The sequence below is a fragment of the Okeania hirsuta genome (genome assembly GCF_003838195.1).
GTDB classification, from domain to species: Bacteria; Cyanobacteriota; Cyanobacteriia; order Cyanobacteriales; family Microcoleaceae; genus Okeania; species Okeania hirsuta.
Genome location: NZ_RCBY01000150.1, coordinates 1 through 19,438, shown reverse-complemented (window position 1 = coordinate 19,438; position 19,438 = coordinate 1). Strand labels below are relative to the sequence as shown.

Here is a 19,438-nt window from a genome sequence, read left to right as displayed (position 1 = left end):
CTGTTCCCAGCTCCGGTGTTCCCTGTTCCCTGTGTCCTCACGCTTTGCAATATTTTATGAAATTGGTATTAGACTCAAACAAGCGCACTTTTTTCGATCCTAAAAAGGCTAAAACCAATATCAGTCAATGCTTTGATATTTAATCAGCAAGCCATAAATACATCTATAGATATCTCCATAAAAGAGGGAATAGGGAATAGGGAATAGGGAGAAATTTATCAGAACCTTAACCAAATTATCAGCTTATCTCTGTAGCTATTTTTTCATTAATAGATTAATATTAAGACAGTTAATCATTTTCTTTGTGGGTTTAATACCCCACCGTCTACAGGGTGTTCAAAATTACTTGGGGTTAGAATCCCCATGTAATTTTCCTCCTTACCCCACCGTCTACAGGGTGTTCAAAATTACTTGGGGTTAGAATCCCCATGTAATTTTCCTCCTGTCTCCTGTCTCCTGTCTCCTTCTTCAAATAATACTTATTGTTCAAACTTCTGAATAATTACGAAGTTTAATTATCCTAATTTAGACAACTTGAATACCATCAAGTAAAATGTAATTTTATGAATATTGATAACTGCCAAAAACAAAGTAAAAAAAATGAACTTTTTCCATAAGAATAAAAAATCACTAAAAAATTATAGCTTGACAAGCAAACTAGGATTAATATTACTAATCATCTTAGGTTATTTAGGCAATTATTTCAAATTACCTTTATTCTTTGGGGTAGATTTTCTCTTCGGTAGTATTGCAGTGTTTATGATAGTCGAACTCTATGGAGTTATATGGGGAACAATAGCCGCCTTCATTGCTGGTAGTCACACATACTTCCTCTGGCACCATCCCTATGCGATCGCTATCTTTACTCTGGAAGCTATGTTTGTGGGAATAATGTTAAAGCGTCGCCCTTGGCAAAATATAGTCTTGCTAGATGGAATATATTGGCTTTTGATTGGGATGCCTCTAGTAGCATTATTTTATGGATTAATGTTGAACGTAGGTACAACACAAACTGTATTAATTATGTTGAAGCAGTCAATTAATGGCTTCTTGAACGCCTTAATTGCTAACTTAATTGTTAGTTATTTACCTATAAATCAACTGTTTAAATTATCTAAAAATTACAAAAAAATCTCTTTTCAAGAAACTATTTTTCACTTATTAGTCGCATTAATTTTATTACCTGCTTTAATCCTCACAATCTTGAATGGACAACATATACTAACAATAGTAGAAAAAGATATTCAAAAAGAACTGAAGGCCACAACAAATCCTCTGGTAAATAATTTACAGTTTTGGTATCAAAAACACTTGTATGCTGTTGAAGAATTAGCAAAAATAGCAGCTCAAGTACCTGAGAATGAAATATCTACTCTTCAACAAAGTACATCAGTAATAAAAAAAGCATTTACCTCTTTTTTAAAAGTATATGTTACTGATGCTAAGGGTAATATAATTGCGGCTGAACCTGCATTGAATGAATTAGGAGAATCATTAGTCAACTTAAACATATCTAATAAGTATACTTGGAGCAAACTTGCCAAAGAATTGCAACCACAAGTTACAGATATTCATAGAGATAAAGCATCTCCTTTTCCTCATATAGGTATCATAGTACCAATAGTCAAAGAGAATAGCTTCCAGGGAATAGCTTATGCTTCTGTCGGCATAGCTGAATTAGGTCAACTTCAGCAACTAAATACTCAAATAAAAGAAATAAATATAATACTGGTTGATAGCAAACAATACATCATTACTGAGGGTAGTTCAGAGGCAACTACGAAGGAAAAATTTGACTTACAGGAAACAGGAAATGTGGAATACGAAGGAGATATCTTTAAGTGGCAACCAACAACACCAGGAATGCCAAAGATGAAACGATGGAAACAATCTTTTTATGGAAAAAAGATGCAAATTAGTGCCGATCTTCCTTGGACTCTATATGTAACATTACCTACAGCTCCTTACATAGACTTCCTAGAAACGAGTTATATTAAAAATTTGGTGACAATGCAAATAATCGCAGTGGTAGGATTAATCATATCAGTCTTAGTCAGTAAAAGATTAGTAGCACCGATGTTGACACTAACACAAGTCACTACAGACTTACCTCAAAAACTGCTATATCAAGAAATTCCTATAGGTTTGCCAAGGAAAAGTAAAATCGCAGAAATTAATACCCTCACTGCTAACTTTCAGTCAATGCTATTAGCTTTACAGGAAAAATTTACTGAAATTAAGCACACAAACGAATCTCTAGAAAACCGAGTCAGGGAAAGAACTCAAGAACTACACAAAAAAAATCGAGACCTCAGTGCAGAAATTCTGGAACGTCGCCGGATAGAATCTATTTTGAGCGATCGCGAAGAACGCTATGCACTTGCTATATCTGGTACAAACGATGGAATTTGGGATTGGGATATACAAACAAATCAGGTTTACTATTCACCTACCTGGATGAGAATTATTGGCCACGAAAATGACCCACTTCCTTACACTTTATCTACTTGGTCAGATAATATACATCCAGAGGATCTAGAAGCAACCCTCAGAGATGTAGAAGCACATTTAGCAGGAGAAACAGAACGTTATCAGAATACCCATCGCATCAAACATCGGGATGGGCATTATGTCTGGATATTTACCAAAGGACAACGTATTTGTGATGATTCAGGTCAACCCTATCGCGCTGTTGGCACAATAACAGACTTCACAGAGAATAAGCAAGCAGAAGATCGAACCAGAGCTGCTAAAGAAGAAGCAGAAATTGCTAACCGAGCCAAAAGTGAATTTCTTGCTACAATGAGCCACGAGATCCGGACTCCAATGAATGCAGTTATTGGGATGACAGGTTTACTGTTAGACACAGAGCTAAACTCACAACAGCAAGATTTTGTCGAAGTTATCCGCAACAGTGGAGATGCTTTATTGAGCTTAATTAATGATATTCTTGATTTCTCTAAAATTGAATCTGGCAAACTATGTTTAGAGGAACAACCTTTTAATATCCGAAGCTGTATAGAGGAATGTCTAGATTTATTGGCTCCAAAAGCAGCCGAAAAAAAATTAGAGCTAGCTTATCTAATACAGCAACAAACTCCTGAAGTTATAGTAGGAGATGTAACTCGGTTACGTCAAGTATTAGTTAATCTCCTCAGCAATGGAGTCAAATTTACAGAAACTGGGGAAGTGGTATTATCAGTAACAGCTTCACTTCAAAATCAAGATTTAAACCCTTCCCAAAAAAGGGATTGTCCCATTCCCAATCAAACAGAATGTCTAGAATCATATGTTCCCTGCTCTACTGTCTACGAAATACAATTTGCGGTCAAAGATACTGGTATTGGTATTCCTCAAGATCGCATGGATCGTCTGTTCAAACCTTTCAGTCAAGTTGACGCTTCTACAACTCGTCACTATGGTGGCACAGGATTGGGGTTAGTTATTAGCAAGCGGTTAAGTGAAATTATGGGAGGAAAGATGTGGGTAGAAAGTGAAGCAGGAGTTGGTTCGACTTTCTTTTTCACTGTAGTAGCTACTGCTATTGGCGAAAATTCATGTCTTGGTCAGAAATCAGAAACTGAAACAATATTAAAAAATAAACATTTGTTAGTTGTAGATGACAATGCTACTAACAGGCAAGTACTAACACTTCAAGCAGAATCTTTATGTATGATTTCTCAAGCTGTAGGTAGTGGGCAAGAAGCGATAAATTTATTACAGTCAGGACAGACATTTGATTTTGCTATTCTAGATGTATATATGCCAGTAATGGATGGCTTCACTCTAGCTAATAAAATTCGCAAGTTACCTAATTGTCAAGAATTACCTTTAGTTTTTCTCAGTTCTCTAAGTCAACTAGAATACTCTAGTCAAAACCTTAATATCAATGTTGCTGCTTATCTCAACAAGCCAATTAAACAATCTCAACTAGAAAAAGCTTTAGTAGGTATCCTGACAGGGGGTATGGTTAATAGTACTCAAAAATCTAAAATTCAATCAAATGTCAAGTTAGCAGAAAAATTACCTTTAAAAATTCTATTAGCTGAAGATAATGTCGTTAACCAAAAAGTAGCAATTAATATTCTCAAAAATTTAGGATATCGGGCTGATGTTGCCGCTAATGGTTTAGAAGTATTAGCAGCTTTACGTCGTCAATCTTATGATGTGGTACTGATGGATGTACAAATGCCAGAAATGGATGGTTTGACTGCTACACGCCAAATTTGTACTGAATGGGAAAAAGAAAAACGCCCGCGTATTATTGCTATGACAGCTAATGCAATGCAGGGCGACCGGGAAAATTGTCTAGCTGCTGGTATGGATGACTATATTAGTAAACCAGTTCGCTTAGAAGCATTGACTACAGCTTTAAGTAAATATGGTCCCCCACAAACAACAACTGAAAAAGATGTTTTACCTCAAGCAGAGTTAGAAGGAGTAGTCGATCTAGCAGTGCTGCAAGAGTTGAAGAAAATGGCTGGAGGTAACTCAGAGCTTTTAGTAGAAGTAATTGATTGTTATCTGGAAGATTCACCTAAACTTTTAGATGAAATGAGTCAAGCAATTAAACAACAACAGGCAAAATTACTACAAAGATCTGCTCATAGTATGAAATCTAGTAGTGCTTCTGTGGGAGCTAATAATTTGCCTGAGCTTTGCAAAGAGTTAGAATATATTGCGCGTGAAGGTACAACAGAAGGAGCGGATAAGATTTTCTCTCAGTTACAAGCAGAATATCAGCGGGTTGACACTGTCCTACGGTCGGAACTTCAAGCTTATATTTAGGGTTTAAAAGAAGGAAGAGGGAAGAGGGAAGAAGGAAGAGGGAAGAGGGAAGAAGGAAGAAGGAAGAGCTATTGGTAGTAGAGTGACACAGCTAAAACTGTGCATTAGCTTTTACAGCGCTTTTCAAATTGATGAACACATCGTTATAACCAAAACCATGTAGAGACGTTGCATGCAACGTCCCTACTGTGGTCTACTGAAATGAAAACCGCTGTAATATCATGTCCGGTTGAACAGTTATAAATAAACTACTCAGAATTCAGCAATTCTGCAATTCTGCAATTCAGAATTCAGGAGCGAAGAAAGACGAAAATAAGGAGAAAGTTTTTTTATCACTAATTATCCGGACATGATATAACTTAAAAATTCTTACTTTTGACTTTTGAATTTTGACTTTTCCCTATTCCCTGATTAAATTAAGCTTCACCAGATGATTCGCTTGTTACTAGCGGAGTATAGCGAGCCTGGCATTCTTCATAGGTAGGTGCTTTAGTTGCTTTTTCAGTGATTAGACGAGCACCACCTTGACCAGTAAAGTAGCTCCAGGCCCACTGAATCATGACAATGAGTTGGTTATCAAATTCAATCATATAGTAGATATGAATAAATAACCAAGCAAACCAAGCTAGAGGACCTGAAAAACGAATTGCTTTATATTGTACAACTGCTTGGTGACGACCAATAACTGCCAAACTACCGTAGTCAATATAGTGGAATGGGGGTAAGGTCTTATTTTTCAACCGTTTTTGAATCAGTTTCGCTACATAAAATCCTTCCTGCATTGCTGCTGGTGCAACTCCAGGTACTGGAGAGTCTCCCTGATGAGAGTAGTTAGCTAAGTCTCCAATGACAAAGATGTCAGGATAACCAGGTACTGTCAAATCTTCATTAACAAAAACACGACCTGCGCGGTCTAATTCTGCCCCTGTACGATTAGATATTGCTTGAGAAACTGCTGATGCTTTAACTCCTGCTCCCCATAATATTGTGTGAGCGGGAATTTCTTGGGTTGTTTCTCCAGAGCGAATGGTGACGATATTGTTTTCTATATTAGTCACTCGTGTTTTAGTCAACACTGTGACTCCCAACTTCTCCAGTTCTATTTGTGCTTTTTCTGATAAAACTGTTTTAAACGAAGGTAAAACTCTTTCTCCACTTTGGATTAGATAAATTTGAGCTTCGCTAGTATTAACAGAGCGATATTCTTCTTTTAATTTAGTGTGCGCTAACTCTGCTAAAGCACCTGCTAATTCCACCCCTGTGGGACCAGCGCCAACTATTGCAAAAGTTAACAGTGCTTTTCGTTTTTCTGGATCTGATTCTTTTTCTGCAGCTTCAAAGGAGGCGAATACTCTACGACGCATTTCTAGTGCATCTTCTACTGTTTTTAGTCCAGGAGCTTTTTCTGACCAATCATTTCCGAAATAATTATGGCTAACACCAGTTGCCATAACTAATGTATCGTAATCTATTTCTCGATCGCTCAAAATGAGTTTTTTCTGTTCGGGATTGACATCCACAACTTCACCCATCAAAACATGGGTATTTTTCTGTTCTGCAACTACACCGCGAAGAGGAGAAGCAATATCTCCGGGAGAAAGACTACCTGTAGCTACCTGATAAAGTAATGGTTGAAATAAATGGAAATTTCTCTTGTCAACCAAGGTTACTTTAACAGGTGCTTTTCCTAGCTGTTTGGCAGCTTCTAGCCCTGCAAATCCACCTCCAACGATGACAACATGATGAGGAGATTGATGTTTTTCCTGGTTTAGACTCATAGTTATTTCCCTCTTTCGACTGAGTAATTATTATTTAAGTAGCTATCAGCTATTAGCTATCAACTATCAGCCTAAAAATTTGCGCAATTAGGTATTTTTTTCGGAGCATTCTGTCAGGAAAAGCTTGGGTAAAACATCCCCTACTTCTAGCTTGTCGCTTAATTTTAGGAGGGGTTTAAATCCCCTTTATGTTCTGGAATGCTCCGCAAACGCGCAAAGCTGACTACCGATCGCTGAACTGCTGAACGCTTTTTAATAATAGTAACTTTTTTTAGCCTTTAATGGTCGTTATATTGCAACCTTGTTTTCAAAATATCACAACTTTTAAAAGGGTTTTAGTATCAAGAGTTACTTTTGTTTACTTTCAAAAAAAGCTCATTTTGTTATTGACAAAAAGAGGCTTTTTCGATATCATTTTAAGCACAAAATAATCTAAAATTGATAATCAATTCAAATAATCATATTAAAAAAACATGGTTTTTGCTAGAGTAAATATTAAAAGCTACTGCCAATAAAGGTATAAGATATTGGTTACTTGCAAATTAGATGTATAATAGTTGCAATATTCTCCCAAAGCAAAAAAAAAGAGTAAGCAGATGTATTCAAATGACTCTCTATAGCTTACTCTTAGTTTGACCTACCTACTTATATCATTTCTTAAAAAGAATGCTACGTTTGATTGGGTGGGGAAGAGTGGGAAGTGTGGTAGGTGTAGGAGAGGTTAAAAGTAGGAAAAATCTATACTAACTGACTCATAATTGTCAAAAACAGACTTTGAATCTTGGTAACTATCTGACTGTTGAAGTATAGCATTACTTTTGGTAATTGGTATTATATCATGTCTGGATAATAGCGATCTAGAAAAAAACTATCCTGTTTATACATGGTAAATCTCTTGATTCTCCCTATTCCCTACTCCTTTATTTAGTTAAATTCCAGACAAATCTGCCAATTTTATCTATATAACCCTTTTCCCCGTCTACCCACACCTCTGCAATACCATTGGAGAACCCAAAAGCATTATCAAACTCTGGCTCAATAATCATCTCATTAGAAGCATTAATATAGCCATACTTGTCATCAATCCTGACTTCTGCTAAACCTTCTGAAAAGTTGCCAGCAAAATCATATTGCGGTTGAATTATTCTGTTACCAGAAATATCTATATAACCATACTTGTCATCAATTTTTACTGCTGCTAACCCTTCAGAGAATTCTTGATTAAAAACAAACTGTGGTCTAATAATCTCTCTACCAGTTTTATCAATATATCCCCACCTATCCCCAATTTTGACCCTCGCTAAACCATTGATAAAATCTCCAGCAAAATCATATTTTGCCTCAATTACCACTTTTCCAGTCTGGTCTATGTACCCATATTCATAAGCACTACCAATTCTCACTGCCGCTAATCCATCAACAAAGAACCCGCGTCCCGTTTGTCCTCTATATTCTGGCTGAATCACTATTTTGCCAGTTGGATCGATATAACCCCACTTACCATCAATTGTAACTCGTGCCAGTCCTTCAGAAAAATAGACCGCCTCTTCAAACTGGGGTTGAATTACCATTTCTCCACTTTTATTAATGTAACCCCATCTCTGACCAATTTTTTTGACTGGTGCTAAAGATTGGGAAAAACGTACAACAGAATCAAATTCTGGCTTGATAGCTATTTCTCCTTGTTCATTAATATAGCCCCACCTTTCTGCAATTTTTACTGCTGCTAATCCTTCTGAAAAGTTTTTTACCCGCTCAAATCTTGGAGGGATAACTATTTTACCCATCTTGTTAATAAACCCATATTTTCCGTTTTGCTGAATCGGAAATAATTTTCTTACTTTTTTTTTGACAGGGGATGCTGTGGGGGTTGGTGGTGGGGGTTGGTCAATTAATTCCTGAATTTCTTTGACCGCGCTACAGGATGTTAACCCTAAAAGAGCTAGACTTATAAATAAATATAGAGAGCGTTTCATTTTGTACAATTTTCCTCCAATTTCTAGTTAATTCTTTAACTTGTATAACTAGATTCAATATTCTTAGGTTTTGGTCATTTATACCATGCCTCATATCTATTTGTACTATTTATTTGACTATCTTCCCGGGATATCTGCTTCGCATTTGAGTAGACGCTCAAAAATAGTAATCGCTGTTTTATCTGAAGCTTTGATAATTTTTTCTTCTACACCAATATTAATTAATTCCATTCCTAAACGGAGAAAATATGCTCGTTCTATTTGATTATTAATTTCTTGTTCGGTGATACTTCCTCCAGCATTTTCTATGTAAGATTTTTGCGGGTCGAAATTCAACATTTTGACTATTGATTTAACTACATATTGTTGCTCTGGTCGTGCTTTGGATAAAAGATTAATAATTGGTTGTTCCCAAATAAATTTAATATCGGCTTTACTTGCCTGATTTTGTAACCATACTTCTAAAGTTGAAACTGGCAAATCAATTGTTTTTTCGTCTACTTTCGCAAAGCTATGAGCTTCGATATAACTAATTTTTCCGTCTTGATTATAATCTGCTGAAGCTACTCTTTTTCCCATACGGCTATAACCACTTAATCCGGCAAAAAAACTGGAACTATAATCTTTATAATCTGATTCGTTTACTTCTGGAGTGCAGCCCACTGAAGGTAAAGTTTTGATAGTAGCAAAAAAACCACAACGGCTCTGAAGTGCTATAGGTCTATTAGGGTCGCCACCTTGATAAATAATATTCGCAAATGAGCCGGAAAAACATTGAGCCATCATTGTTACTACTGGAGTATTTTGGGGTAATTTATCTAGAGTTTGTGATAATTTATGAACTGTTAGAGGTCGGTCTTCCCAAAGCATTAGAGCATTATTATTATAATTGTTTGGGTTTTTGATGCCATGACCTGTAAAGTAAAAAAATATAGGGGGATGAGATGTTTCTCCAGAAGCTTTTTGAAACCAATTAAGGAGATTTTTTAATGTTGCTTTACCCTGAATATTCGGAATTTCTGGTACTTTAAATCGTTGTTTTCCTAATTCATCAATGTAGCGAATTGTGGCTTGCCCATCATTGCCATTAGCAAAAAATGTTGTAGCTGCTAATGGGTTATATCCGATTTTTTCTAGGGTTCGTTGAAAGTAAAGTACATTTTTTTCAATAGCAATTTCATTTTGCGCTGGAGTACCACCTCCTCCAAATACTAAAAATTTTGGTTGTTGTCGATTAATTTGACAATTATGAGTTTTTTGTTGGCTGATTTTTGTGGAATTATTATCTGCTTCTGCTACTTTTTGGCTACTTCCGACTGCTAGAAAAATTAATCCTAAAATTAGCTTTTTAATTGTAGATTTTTTGGGCATAATTATAATATCTTAGTCTAGATTTTTTCCTAATTTATTTTTTACACAATATTTCTAATAGCGACAATTAATCCCTGACAAACTCCTGTGAGAAAATCTAAATTTAAAGTGTTAATAGTATCACTTTTTTGATGATAATTAGGATTTCGCATATTGGCAGTATCGGTAATCATTATAGCGTTATATCCTCTATCCCAAAATGGGGCATGGTCACTGCGACGAGTATCAGGCACAATTAAACCTCGATTTGGTACTGGTAAAAGCTGACAATTCGTTCCTATTTTATTAAATTTTCTACTCATTTGACACATATCAATGATGGTCAATAAATTGCCAATTAATGCAATAAAATTACCCTGGTTTGGATAAAAATATTTTAATCCTGTAGGATAACTTTGGGAATTGGGAGTAGAGTCACAATAACCGAGCATTTCTAGGGATATCATTAGTCTAAGTTGCTGTTGTTTTTGTTTGAGTTTTTCGGCATAATGCTGACTACCTAATAATCCATATTCTTCCATATCAAAAGCAACTAAACTAACTGGATATTTTAAGGGTTGAGATGAAATTTCTCTGGCTAATTCTAGTAAAACTGCTACACCAGTTGCATTATCATCTGCTCCTGGTGTACCTGGTACTGCATCATAATGAGCGCCAATTAATATTGGTGCTAATTTCTGTTTTTTACTGTTATTAATAGAGGATAAATTTAACACTAAATTTTGATGGTTTTTGCCTCTTACCTGAAATTCATCAATTTCTACATTTCCCCACTGTGACAACTGCCGACCGATATATTGTCTGACATAAAAATGCCCTCCTGATGCTAGATATGGGTCGCGATCGCGTACTATTTCATTCAGATGATTTTGTAATCTTGCTTGTAAATTAAATTTCATAAGTACTTATTTAAAAGGGAGTAGGGAGTAGGGAGTAGGGAATAGGGAGTAGGGAGTAGAGGAAAATAATTGATAAATAAGAGAATAGGGAGAATAGTAGGGAGTAGGTAGTAGGGAATCAAATATACAATTAATTGTGCTTCACTACTTATTTTTATCTTTTACCGAAAAATTGTGGTAGCCTTCCCTTTTCAGGGGATAATAAAGAAAAATTTTCCTCTGAGTCTATCCTATCCATTTTAAAGAAGAGGTAATTGTTAATTATTCATTATTAATTATTCATTGTTGAACTTCTTCCTTCTTACTTTAGTTGTGAAATACCGATTAAAAATACTCCAAATACCATAATTGCAGCTCCTAAAAATCTTTCTTTGATGCCTTTTTCTTTGAGAATTATTTTCCCCAAAATCACACTAAATAATGCACTGGTTCTTTTCACATAAATTACAAAAGATAGAATTAGAGGCTTTTCATGATGATGCAACAAATATTGAGAAGTATTTAGAAGAAAATACCATAAATTTAGCGTTGATTCATTTTATGATGGCTTATGTGGAACCAGAAATCATTATTTCTAAAGCTTCAAAAATTTTAACCTCTGGAGGTTTGTGTTCCATTGCTACTTCCACACTTGGTTCTTTTAAAAATCTTCAGATACTTGCTAATATAGGAAATTTAATAAATAAATTTTATGGCTTTTCCAAGATTTCTACAGATGATAATGTGAAAATTCCTAAGAATGAAAAGAAATTAGAATCTTTATTAGAAAAATATGGATTTGCTATTATAGCTCAAGAAATCTGTGAAGAAAAAGTAAAGTTTACTGATTTATATCATGTGCATAATTGGGGGGTTAATTCTGGTTGGCTAACTCAAATTTTAGCCCCAATTACCAAAGTACAACTTGATAAAGCAAATTTTTTCTTGAAATACTTTTTTCCTTTAGAAGACACATTCAAAAGTGCTATAATTCTTGCTCAGAAACAATAATATAGTAGTTCTTGTTGTTAGCACTGCATCAATCAAATTGAAAGTAATACAACACTACACACATACATTAGGACAGTTTTTGAACGCGGCGTCTACACATTCTCCTACAGTCTCAAATTCTTTAAGTCTTTGTTTCATCCATGTTTTTAAGACAGCCCACCAATTCTCTATCTTATTCAAATCTGGTGAATAAGGTGGTAAATACCAGATTTCGCATTCTGCCTCTTCAACAATTTCTCTGATAGACTCCCCTTGATGAAAACTGGCATTATCAATAATAATAATGTCTCCCGGCTCTAATTGAGGTAGCAAACAGTTTTTTAACCAACTTTCAATCTATACTTTATTGCACGAACCTTGAAAAGTTAAAAGAGAGCCTCATAACTAAGAGGTTCTTTTTGTTTAGAGAATAGTTTGTATAGCAGAAGAAAGAATCAGGAAAAATATTGCGTTGCCTGAGTTTTAAACTTTTGATCTGTCTTAACCTTTCCTTCGACTACTATAAACAAAAGATTAAGTAGCGTGTGTGATAGTATGCTTACCATTTTTGGAATAATTGTCAATTTTACATCTCATGCAACGTGTGCTGTTGGATGGTTACGTAACACCATTTCTCAAAAACTTTTCTACATTTTATTGAGCAGGGGAGTGGGGGAGTAGGTAGGAACGTTGCATACAACGAATGCTAATTCCCATCAAATAAGTTCAAAGCTAAATCTGGTCTATCTGTAATTAATGCAAATGCTCCTTGTTTGACAGTTTCAACCATTAATTTTTCATCATTAATTGTCCAAACATAGATATTCTGATTAAACAGCTTCATGCGCCAGGCAAAACCAAATTTTATCAATTGATAATTAGGCGAAACAAAATCAGCTTTAGTTGTAAACAAACGAAATTCAGGAAAGATTTCTGATAATCGAGTAGCAATTAAATTTTTGGGTTTACTAAGTCCTAATAACAACCCAGTTGTAATTTGATTATCTGCTTCTTTGACCGCAATAATAGCAGCATCAAGAAAAGATTTAATCACATAATCTTGATAATCTAAATATTTTTTGACTAAATTAACTATCTCCAATTCATATCCCACTTCTTTCAATTCAATATCAAGTTTAATTTTCCCCTGACACAACTTCAACACATCCTCTATCAATGGGACATCAAAACCTTTTTGCCGAGAAATATCCAAAAGTTGTTGATAACTCAAATCACTAATTTTCATCCCATCAATTGATTCATCGTGAAACGCAACAAATAAATTATCCTGAGTTTTTCTCACATCAAACTCCACCATTGGTACACCCAATTCAATAGCTTTTTCAAAAGAAGCTAAAGTATTTTCAAATTTCACCAAGCCAGATGCACCCCGGTGAGCAATAATTAATGGTTTAGTAGTCATTTTATTTAAAATTTCTGAGACTCAAACTTTGAGCTTGAGGGACTTGCAAATTATTAATATAAGTTGTTTTGCATTTAAACCATATATCCAATTTTTGTCAAAGGGAACAGGGAATATAGAATCTAAATGATTCTTAGCTTAAGACCCAATTTTTCGGTGAAAAATTCTATTCTGACTCCTGTCTTCTGTCTCCTGACTCCTTCTTCAATTTAGCTGTACTTTACGGCAACGAATTTCACGTTTAGTCAGGAAGACTTTATCTTTTTCCAAAAAGCTGGAAAATCATATAGGGACTATCTAGCATTTCATCCATCATTACAATGCCTCGTTACCTATAGCTTCATCCTTTCCTTTTTAGGACTACCAGATTTTATTACCGAAAATTATCATAAGACATAGGAGTGAAAATCAAAAATAAAATCAATTCTTATCAATTACTTCTCCCTGTTCCCTGTTCCCTGTTCCCTGTTCCCTCTTTTCTGGAGATGTCTATAGAAAAAAACTTCTGACTTCTGACTTCCTATTTCTGACTTAGAGCGCAGCGATAATCTTCCTTTTATCCCTAATGGTAGTCTAATCTAGAGCTGTCACTATATAGCTATGACAATGACAAATATACCTCCGAACCCACCTTCACGGTCAAGGCCAGTGGAACGTGATGAGTGGATTGCAATATTTGTAGCCTTAGCGACTCTTGGCAGTGTATTTTTCTGGACAACGACTAGAGGGAATGATGGGTTTAATCTATTCTCCAAACCTATTCTTTCTTTACCTAAATCTGAAATAGTTGATAGTCCAGATGTTAGTACAGAGGAGTCAATTTTTAGCTTAGGCACACCACAACTTAATACGCTGACTGGCGAACCAGAATCAAATTTTGGTCAAGCACTTTCTACTTCTGAAGAGTTAGAAACAAGTTTGGCTACTCTGACTCCTATTACTAATACTTTTGAGCAGTTAGAGACAAGTTTTAAAGGTTTGGCTCGAGCCAATACTGAGGCTGAGACAACACTAGAATTAGCCAAATCTACAAAAGTCCCACAAGTTGGAAAGGGTTTGGCCACATTAGGTATTGGAAGTATCTTACCTGGATCTCCAATGGCAACTGCACCTTTGCCTCTGGCCCCTCCTATTCCTAGTTTAACAACAGAGTCACCCACGACAGATTCTCCTTCTCCAGAAGCAGAAACTTCTGAGTCACCAGGGGCGAGTGAAACAGCAGATTCTTCTTCTCCAAAAGCAGAAACTTCTGACTCATCCACGGCAGATTCTCCTTCTCCAGAAGCAGAAACTTCTGAGTCACCAGGGGTGAGTGAAACAGCAGATTCTCCTTCTCCAAAAGCAGAAACTTCTGACTCATCCACGGCAGATTCTCCTTCTCCAGAAGCAGAAACTTCTGAGTCACCAGGGGCGAGTGAAACAGCAGATTCTCCTTCTCCAAAAGCAGAAACTTCTGAAATTCCGTTAGTCGTTACAGCAGCGCCATCTCCTGAAATATCTCCTATTGGCAAAATTAAATTTTCTGATGTTCCAGATAATTTTTGGGCCAGTAATTTCATTCAACCTTTGAAAGAACGTGATATTATTGCTAAGGTTGATAACGATAAATTCGAGGCAGATCAACCTGTAACGCGAGCCGAATTTGCTACTCAAATTCCTAAAGTATTTGAGGAAAAATTAACAGAAAGTGCTGTTAACTATAAGGATGTACCAGCAGACTCACCGACTCAAAAAGAAATTCAAACAGCTACTAAATCTGGTTTTTTGAGTGGGTATCCAGGAAATATTTTTCGTCCAGAACAAGAAGTACCAAGATTACAGGTATTAGTTGCTTTAGCTAGTGGCTTAAATCTGGAAATTCCATCAAATCCTGATCAGGTTTTAAGTATTTATCAAGACAAAGAAAAAATACCTGATTGGGCTAAGGAAAAAGTAGCAGCAGCTACTGCAACTGGATTGGTAGTAAATCATCCAGATGTAAAAATTTTGAATCCAAATAAACCTGCTACTCGTGCTGAAGTTACAGCGATGTTTTATCAGGCTTTAGTAAGATTAGGAAGGGTAGAACAGGTTTCATCAGAATATATTGTGACTCCGAAAAATTAAAATCGGCTGTCTTTTTTGATGAACAGTTTTTCTCTAAATATTTACCCTAAATAATCAATGTCTAAAACACCCGGTTTCTCCTAGAGACCGGGTTGCTAAATAGAAAGTTTAGATCGGCTGCAATGTTATATCATGTCCGGTTGAATACTTATAAATAAGGAGTCAGTAGGGAAGAAGAAGGAAGTTTTTCCTGAACGCTATTAAAGGGATATAATATTACTATTCATTGATCATATAGCAATGTGCGCTGGCATATTTACAAATTATAATAGATGTCCAATAGCTAAAATCCTATATTATAGGTTTTTTATTTCCCCTGTTGCCTGTTGCCTGTTGCCTGCGCACAGCGCTATACCAGGCGCGATCAATGTTGCCTCAAAAACATATAGATAATTTTGGTATTAGAATTGCTCTGTTTTTCTCAAAACTTATTTATCTAATTGAGCGAGAAAATATATTATTATTATTGGTTTTGTTCTTACTTATTTCAACTTCGGTTATTCCTGATTCCTTTCCTACAGCATTTGTAAAATTATTTTTAACCCATGGTATAAGTTATCAGTAAATAAAAACTTGACTCTGGACAGGTAGCCAACCTAATAAAAATAATAATTAGGTAATTTAGTTGACTTAATTAGTTGATTAAGTGAATATTTTTCTTTAAAGTAATTAGAGGATATTAAGATGGATTCAAAAGAATTAATTGAACGCTACAATAATGGAGAAATTGACTTCACAGGAGTAGATTTGCGGAAAGCTAACCTAGAGAGAGCTAATTTACACAGAATATGTTTACGGAATGCTTGCTTAGAAAAAGCTTCTCTCGAAAAAGCAGACCTACGAGGAGCTAACCTCAGAGGAGCAGACTTAACTGATGTTAGAATGAATCGTGCTTCATTGATAGATGCAGATCTAAGTGAGGCTCAAGTTAAAGGGTCGGCAGAATTTCGTGAAGCAGACTTTTACAGAGCAGACTTAACTAAAGCAAATTTAAGTGGGGCTGACTTTCGTGAGGCAGATTTTCGGGAAGCTTCTTTGCGAGAGGCTTGTTTAGAGGGCGCTTCGTTACGAGAGACAGACCTGCGTTTGGCTTCATTAAGTGGAGCAAATCTCAAAAAAGCATCTTTGCGGAAGGCCAATTTATATAAGGCATCTCTAAGTCAAGCTGACTTAACTGAAGCTGATTTAAAGAATGTAGACCTAACTCATACAAATTTGCATGGCACAATAATGCCTGATACTACGGTACATGAGTGAGAAATTTATCCATAACTAACCGATTAACTCTTCATACTCATTCTGCCGACTATAGTTACAATTTTGAAACATAATGACCGAAAAATTCTGGTCAATAACCTCCCCTTTTGAGAGGATAAAAAGCAGTCGTTTTGCTGGCGCACAACTCCGTTAACGCTGCGCGACATGTTTGCGTTTGCGCAGCATCCCGTAGGGAAGCATTCCGTAGGAAAAAGCGGAGCTTCCCGAAGGGTGGGATGGCGCAGGTTTCCTGCCCCATATCCAATGGACTAAGAGAAAAGAGAATATTCCATATTTCAAGCATCAGGCTTTCCTACGGAATGCTGCGCAAACAGCTAGAGGTACTGTTAACGCAGTTCCCGCCTTAGGAGGCTAACTGATAACTGAAATGACTTGATGTTAAGACAATTGCCTAAGATGCTAATTTTTTGAACCATTAGGACCATTAAGCTTGGACTTTTTTTAACTAAAAAATGCGCTCAACCTTTATATGTCAATGCTTTTAGATTTAATCAGCAAGCCCTAATTATTAATTATTAATTATTAATTATTAATTGTTGAAAAAATACCTTTAATTCTCTCAATTGTACGCTGATTTTCTTCAGGAGTTCCTACCGTAATTCTTAAACCACCACCTGTATGACGAATTAAAGTCCCATGATTTTTAAGTTGCTGCATCAAATTATTTAAACCTTCTTCTTGAGACAGATTTTCTCCTAATAAACTTAACCCTTGATCTGTAAGTCTGGCATAAAAGAAATTAGCCGTACTTTCCCAAACTTGTAGAGCTGAAATTTCGCCAAAACTATCAAATAACTTAGTTCTTTCTGTCAAAATTTCCGGTATAAAAGATAGTACATCTTGTCTATGGGTAAGCACTAATTTAGCCGCAGATTGAGAAAAACTTGGTAAGTTATAAGGAAGGCGAACTTTTTCCAAATTAATAATAACTTCTGGATGAGCGATCGCGTATCCTACACGGAGGGAAGCTAATCTAAAAGCTTTAGAAAATGTTCTTAAAATCACCCAATTGGGATGTTGTTTTAATTGTTCAGCTACAGTAGTCTGACTAAACTCAAAATAGGCTTCATCAATTACTACCATAATTTCTTCAGGTAAACTAAACAACCATTCTAATTCTGTAGTAGTTAAAGCATTAGCTGTAGGAGAGTTTGGATTAACAACAAATACTACTTTTATAGTGGAATTTTTTCTTTGATTAATAGCATCTTGAGCTGCAGAAATATCTATTTCAAAATTTTCCTCATTTCTACCAACATTGACTATGGGAATACCAAGAGTTTTGGCAAGAATAGAATACATAGAAAAAGTAGGAGTAGCAGTTAAAATCGAACCTTCTCCCCCTAAACAAGTAGCAATTAAAATAGAACGAATTAACTCATCTGAGCCATTACCAACGGAAATATTATCGGCAGAAATATTAGCTGATGGAGTTGCTTCATTTACATATTGAGCTATGGCTTCTTTAAGTTGGAAATGACTGCCATCTGGATAACGGTTTGTTTCAATTAATTCTTGATAATTTGCAGCTAACTTTTGTTTTAAATTATCTGGTAAATCATAAGGACATTCATTAGTATCTAGTCTATCTAAAGGAATTTCTGAACTTCCACCAGGATGAGGTGTATAAGCTTTAAGATTACTAAGGTCTGAACGAATAAAAGGTAACATAAATTTTTTGGAGTTATTTTTGCATCCTAATTATGAGGATGTTATTCATTATAGTTAATTCTTGAATTATTCCTTCATCAATTATCTTTTTATTTTGGGTTTAATACCTAACTGTCACCCGTGGTGTTTAGAATTGGTCGGGGTTTGAGTCCCCATCCATTTTTTCTTCCTTCCTTCTTCAAAATATTTGCAACATTTGATTGCCTTCTTTCTGAAATTCATAAGTTACTTGTTTAGTTTCTGCTTTATATCCTTGAGTTGTTAAATTTTCAATTATTGGTGTTAATAATGATGAAATTTCTCCAGAAAGTTTAAGCAAAGGAAAAATTCGTACTTGTTTGGCAACTCGACACATTTCTAAAATTGATTCTAGATGAAATTATGCTGAGAGATGCTCAGAATATAAAAATAGAAAATGGTTGCATAAAGCTAAATCAAATTTGTGATTATTAAAAGGAAGTTTCGGCAATTCAGCAGTTAAATAACGTTTTTACTGAAACCCATCAGAAAAATCTAATAAAAATTTTTCCATTGTTGCCATTATGACCTTTAGTAGATTTTCTGGCGACTGTAGATTTTGCCAAACAAAAGTATCATAATTTGCCTGTACTTGGTCAATCATATTTTGAGAAATTTCCTGAATACGTTGAGAAATTTCATCAGCACTAAACTGATATATTGGGTCGCAGGAAATGACATTATATCTTTGAAAAGTCATTTCATAATTAAAACTTGATGGTCCTGATGCACAGTCGAGAATTTTTAATTTCTTCTCTTCTGGGGTAAGGTTGAACATAGAAATATATTCGTCAAGATTTCGACCCCAAGGTACTATTTTTTCTAGTTTAATTGTCATAGTTATTTTTTAGGAGTCAGAAGTCAGGAGTCAGGAGTCAGAATAAATCGCTTTGATACTATTTATTAGGTCACAATTTATCTTTTTTGTCCAATGGATATCTCCTATAAAGTATTTTAATGACTCTTATTATTCGTAACATTCTTTTTCCAAATTGGTATTAGATCCCACTACATCCCTCAAATTTTGGTGCTTCACAAAATGATTTGACTATTGCGATATACGCAACACAGAGAGGAAGTAGATATTTTTCTACTACACACTCTAAAGTTATGCGCTTCACAAAATGATTTGACTATTGCGACATACGCAACACAGAGGGG

At 35.4% G+C, this 19,438-nt stretch carries 14 protein-coding genes and 2 pseudogenes; 5 read left to right on the top strand and 11 right to left on the bottom strand.

The genetic code is table 11. The annotated features are described in order from the left end of the window. Positions 1-352 precede the first annotated feature (352 nt). The gene (locus tag D5R40_RS35780; protein WP_161565038.1) at positions 353-490 is read right to left on the bottom strand and encodes a hypothetical protein; all 138 of its coding nucleotides are present in this window, start codon (positions 488-490) and stop codon (positions 353-355) included. Positions 491-645: 155 nt separating this feature from the next. Between D5R40_RS35780 and D5R40_RS21615 the strand changes: the two genes are divergently transcribed. After that, positions 646-4,788, top strand: coding sequence for a response regulator (locus D5R40_RS21615; protein ID WP_205127677.1), 4,143 nt, complete (start codon positions 646-648; stop codon positions 4,786-4,788). 416 nt (positions 4,789-5,204) lie between these two features. Here the strand turns inward: D5R40_RS21615 and D5R40_RS21610 are convergent, their stop codons facing one another. The 5 genes from D5R40_RS21610 to D5R40_RS35775 all read right to left on the bottom strand — a co-directional run bounded on the left by D5R40_RS21610 (position 5,205) and on the right by D5R40_RS35775 (position 11,251). Continuing rightward, positions 5,205-6,566 (bottom strand): NAD(P)/FAD-dependent oxidoreductase, encoded by a 1,362-nt coding sequence (locus tag D5R40_RS21610; protein ID WP_124147048.1) that lies wholly within the window; start codon positions 6,564-6,566, stop codon positions 5,205-5,207. Positions 6,567-7,486: 920 nt separating this feature from the next. Next, positions 7,487-8,542, bottom strand: coding sequence for a WG repeat-containing protein (locus D5R40_RS21605; protein ID WP_124147047.1), 1,056 nt, complete (start codon positions 8,540-8,542; stop codon positions 7,487-7,489). Between the two features lie 117 nt (positions 8,543-8,659). Further along, on the bottom strand, positions 8,660-9,913 hold the full coding sequence (locus D5R40_RS21600; protein ID WP_124155188.1) for a caspase family protein: 1,254 nt from the start codon (positions 9,911-9,913) through the stop codon (positions 8,660-8,662). 41 nt (positions 9,914-9,954) lie between these two features. Beyond that, positions 9,955-10,812 carry a M20/M25/M40 family metallo-hydrolase gene (locus D5R40_RS21595; RefSeq protein WP_124147045.1) on the bottom strand — a complete coding sequence of 286 codons (858 nt, stop codon included), beginning with the start codon at positions 10,810-10,812 and terminating at the stop codon, positions 9,955-9,957. A 301-nt stretch (positions 10,813-11,113) separates the two neighbouring features. Further along, the gene (locus tag D5R40_RS35775) at positions 11,114-11,251 is read right to left on the bottom strand and encodes a hypothetical protein (protein WP_161564686.1); all 138 of its coding nucleotides are present in this window, start codon (positions 11,249-11,251) and stop codon (positions 11,114-11,116) included. Here D5R40_RS35775 and D5R40_RS21590 point away from each other — a divergent pair. Next, positions 11,233-11,802 (top strand): hypothetical protein, encoded by a 570-nt coding sequence (locus tag D5R40_RS21590; RefSeq protein WP_124147044.1) that lies wholly within the window; start codon positions 11,233-11,235, stop codon positions 11,800-11,802. The genes D5R40_RS35775 and D5R40_RS21590 overlap by 19 nt on opposite strands. Positions 11,803-11,856: 54 nt before the next feature. Here the strand turns inward: D5R40_RS21590 and D5R40_RS21585 are convergent. Beyond that, positions 11,857-12,177: pseudogene (locus D5R40_RS21585) on the bottom strand (transposase); the annotation flags it as partial. A gap of 310 nt (positions 12,178-12,487) precedes the next feature. Next, complete coding sequence (locus tag D5R40_RS21580) at positions 12,488-13,204, bottom strand: glycerophosphodiester phosphodiesterase (RefSeq protein ID WP_124147043.1); 717 nt, start codon at positions 13,202-13,204, stop codon at positions 12,488-12,490. Between the two features lie 217 nt (positions 13,205-13,421). Between D5R40_RS21580 and D5R40_RS21575 the strand changes: the two are divergent. From D5R40_RS21575 to D5R40_RS21565, 3 genes and pseudogenes are all read left to right on the top strand, one after another. After that, positions 13,422-13,505, top strand: a pseudogene (locus D5R40_RS21575) (IS1 family transposase); the annotation flags it as partial. A gap of 305 nt (positions 13,506-13,810) precedes the next feature. Then, positions 13,811-15,310, top strand: a complete 1,500-nt coding sequence (locus tag D5R40_RS21570; protein WP_161565037.1) for an S-layer homology domain-containing protein — start codon at positions 13,811-13,813, stop codon at positions 15,308-15,310. Between the two features lie 684 nt (positions 15,311-15,994). Continuing rightward, positions 15,995-16,567: a pentapeptide repeat-containing protein gene (locus tag D5R40_RS21565; protein ID WP_124146984.1), complete on the top strand. Its 573-nt coding sequence runs from the start codon at positions 15,995-15,997 to the stop codon at positions 16,565-16,567. A gap of 543 nt (positions 16,568-17,110) precedes the next feature. Here D5R40_RS21565 and D5R40_RS21560 read toward each other — a convergent pair. From D5R40_RS21560 to D5R40_RS42110, 3 genes are all read right to left on the bottom strand, one after another. After that, complete coding sequence (locus tag D5R40_RS21560) at positions 17,111-18,259, bottom strand: histidinol-phosphate transaminase (RefSeq protein ID WP_124146983.1); 1,149 nt, start codon at positions 18,257-18,259, stop codon at positions 17,111-17,113. A 178-nt stretch (positions 18,260-18,437) separates the two neighbouring features. Then, complete coding sequence (locus tag D5R40_RS42115) at positions 18,438-18,614, bottom strand: hypothetical protein (protein WP_338043248.1); 177 nt, start codon at positions 18,612-18,614, stop codon at positions 18,438-18,440. 135 nt (positions 18,615-18,749) lie between these two features. Next, positions 18,750-19,115 (bottom strand): hypothetical protein, encoded by a 366-nt coding sequence (locus D5R40_RS42110; protein WP_338043247.1) that lies wholly within the window; start codon positions 19,113-19,115, stop codon positions 18,750-18,752. Positions 19,116-19,438 lie beyond the last annotated feature (323 nt).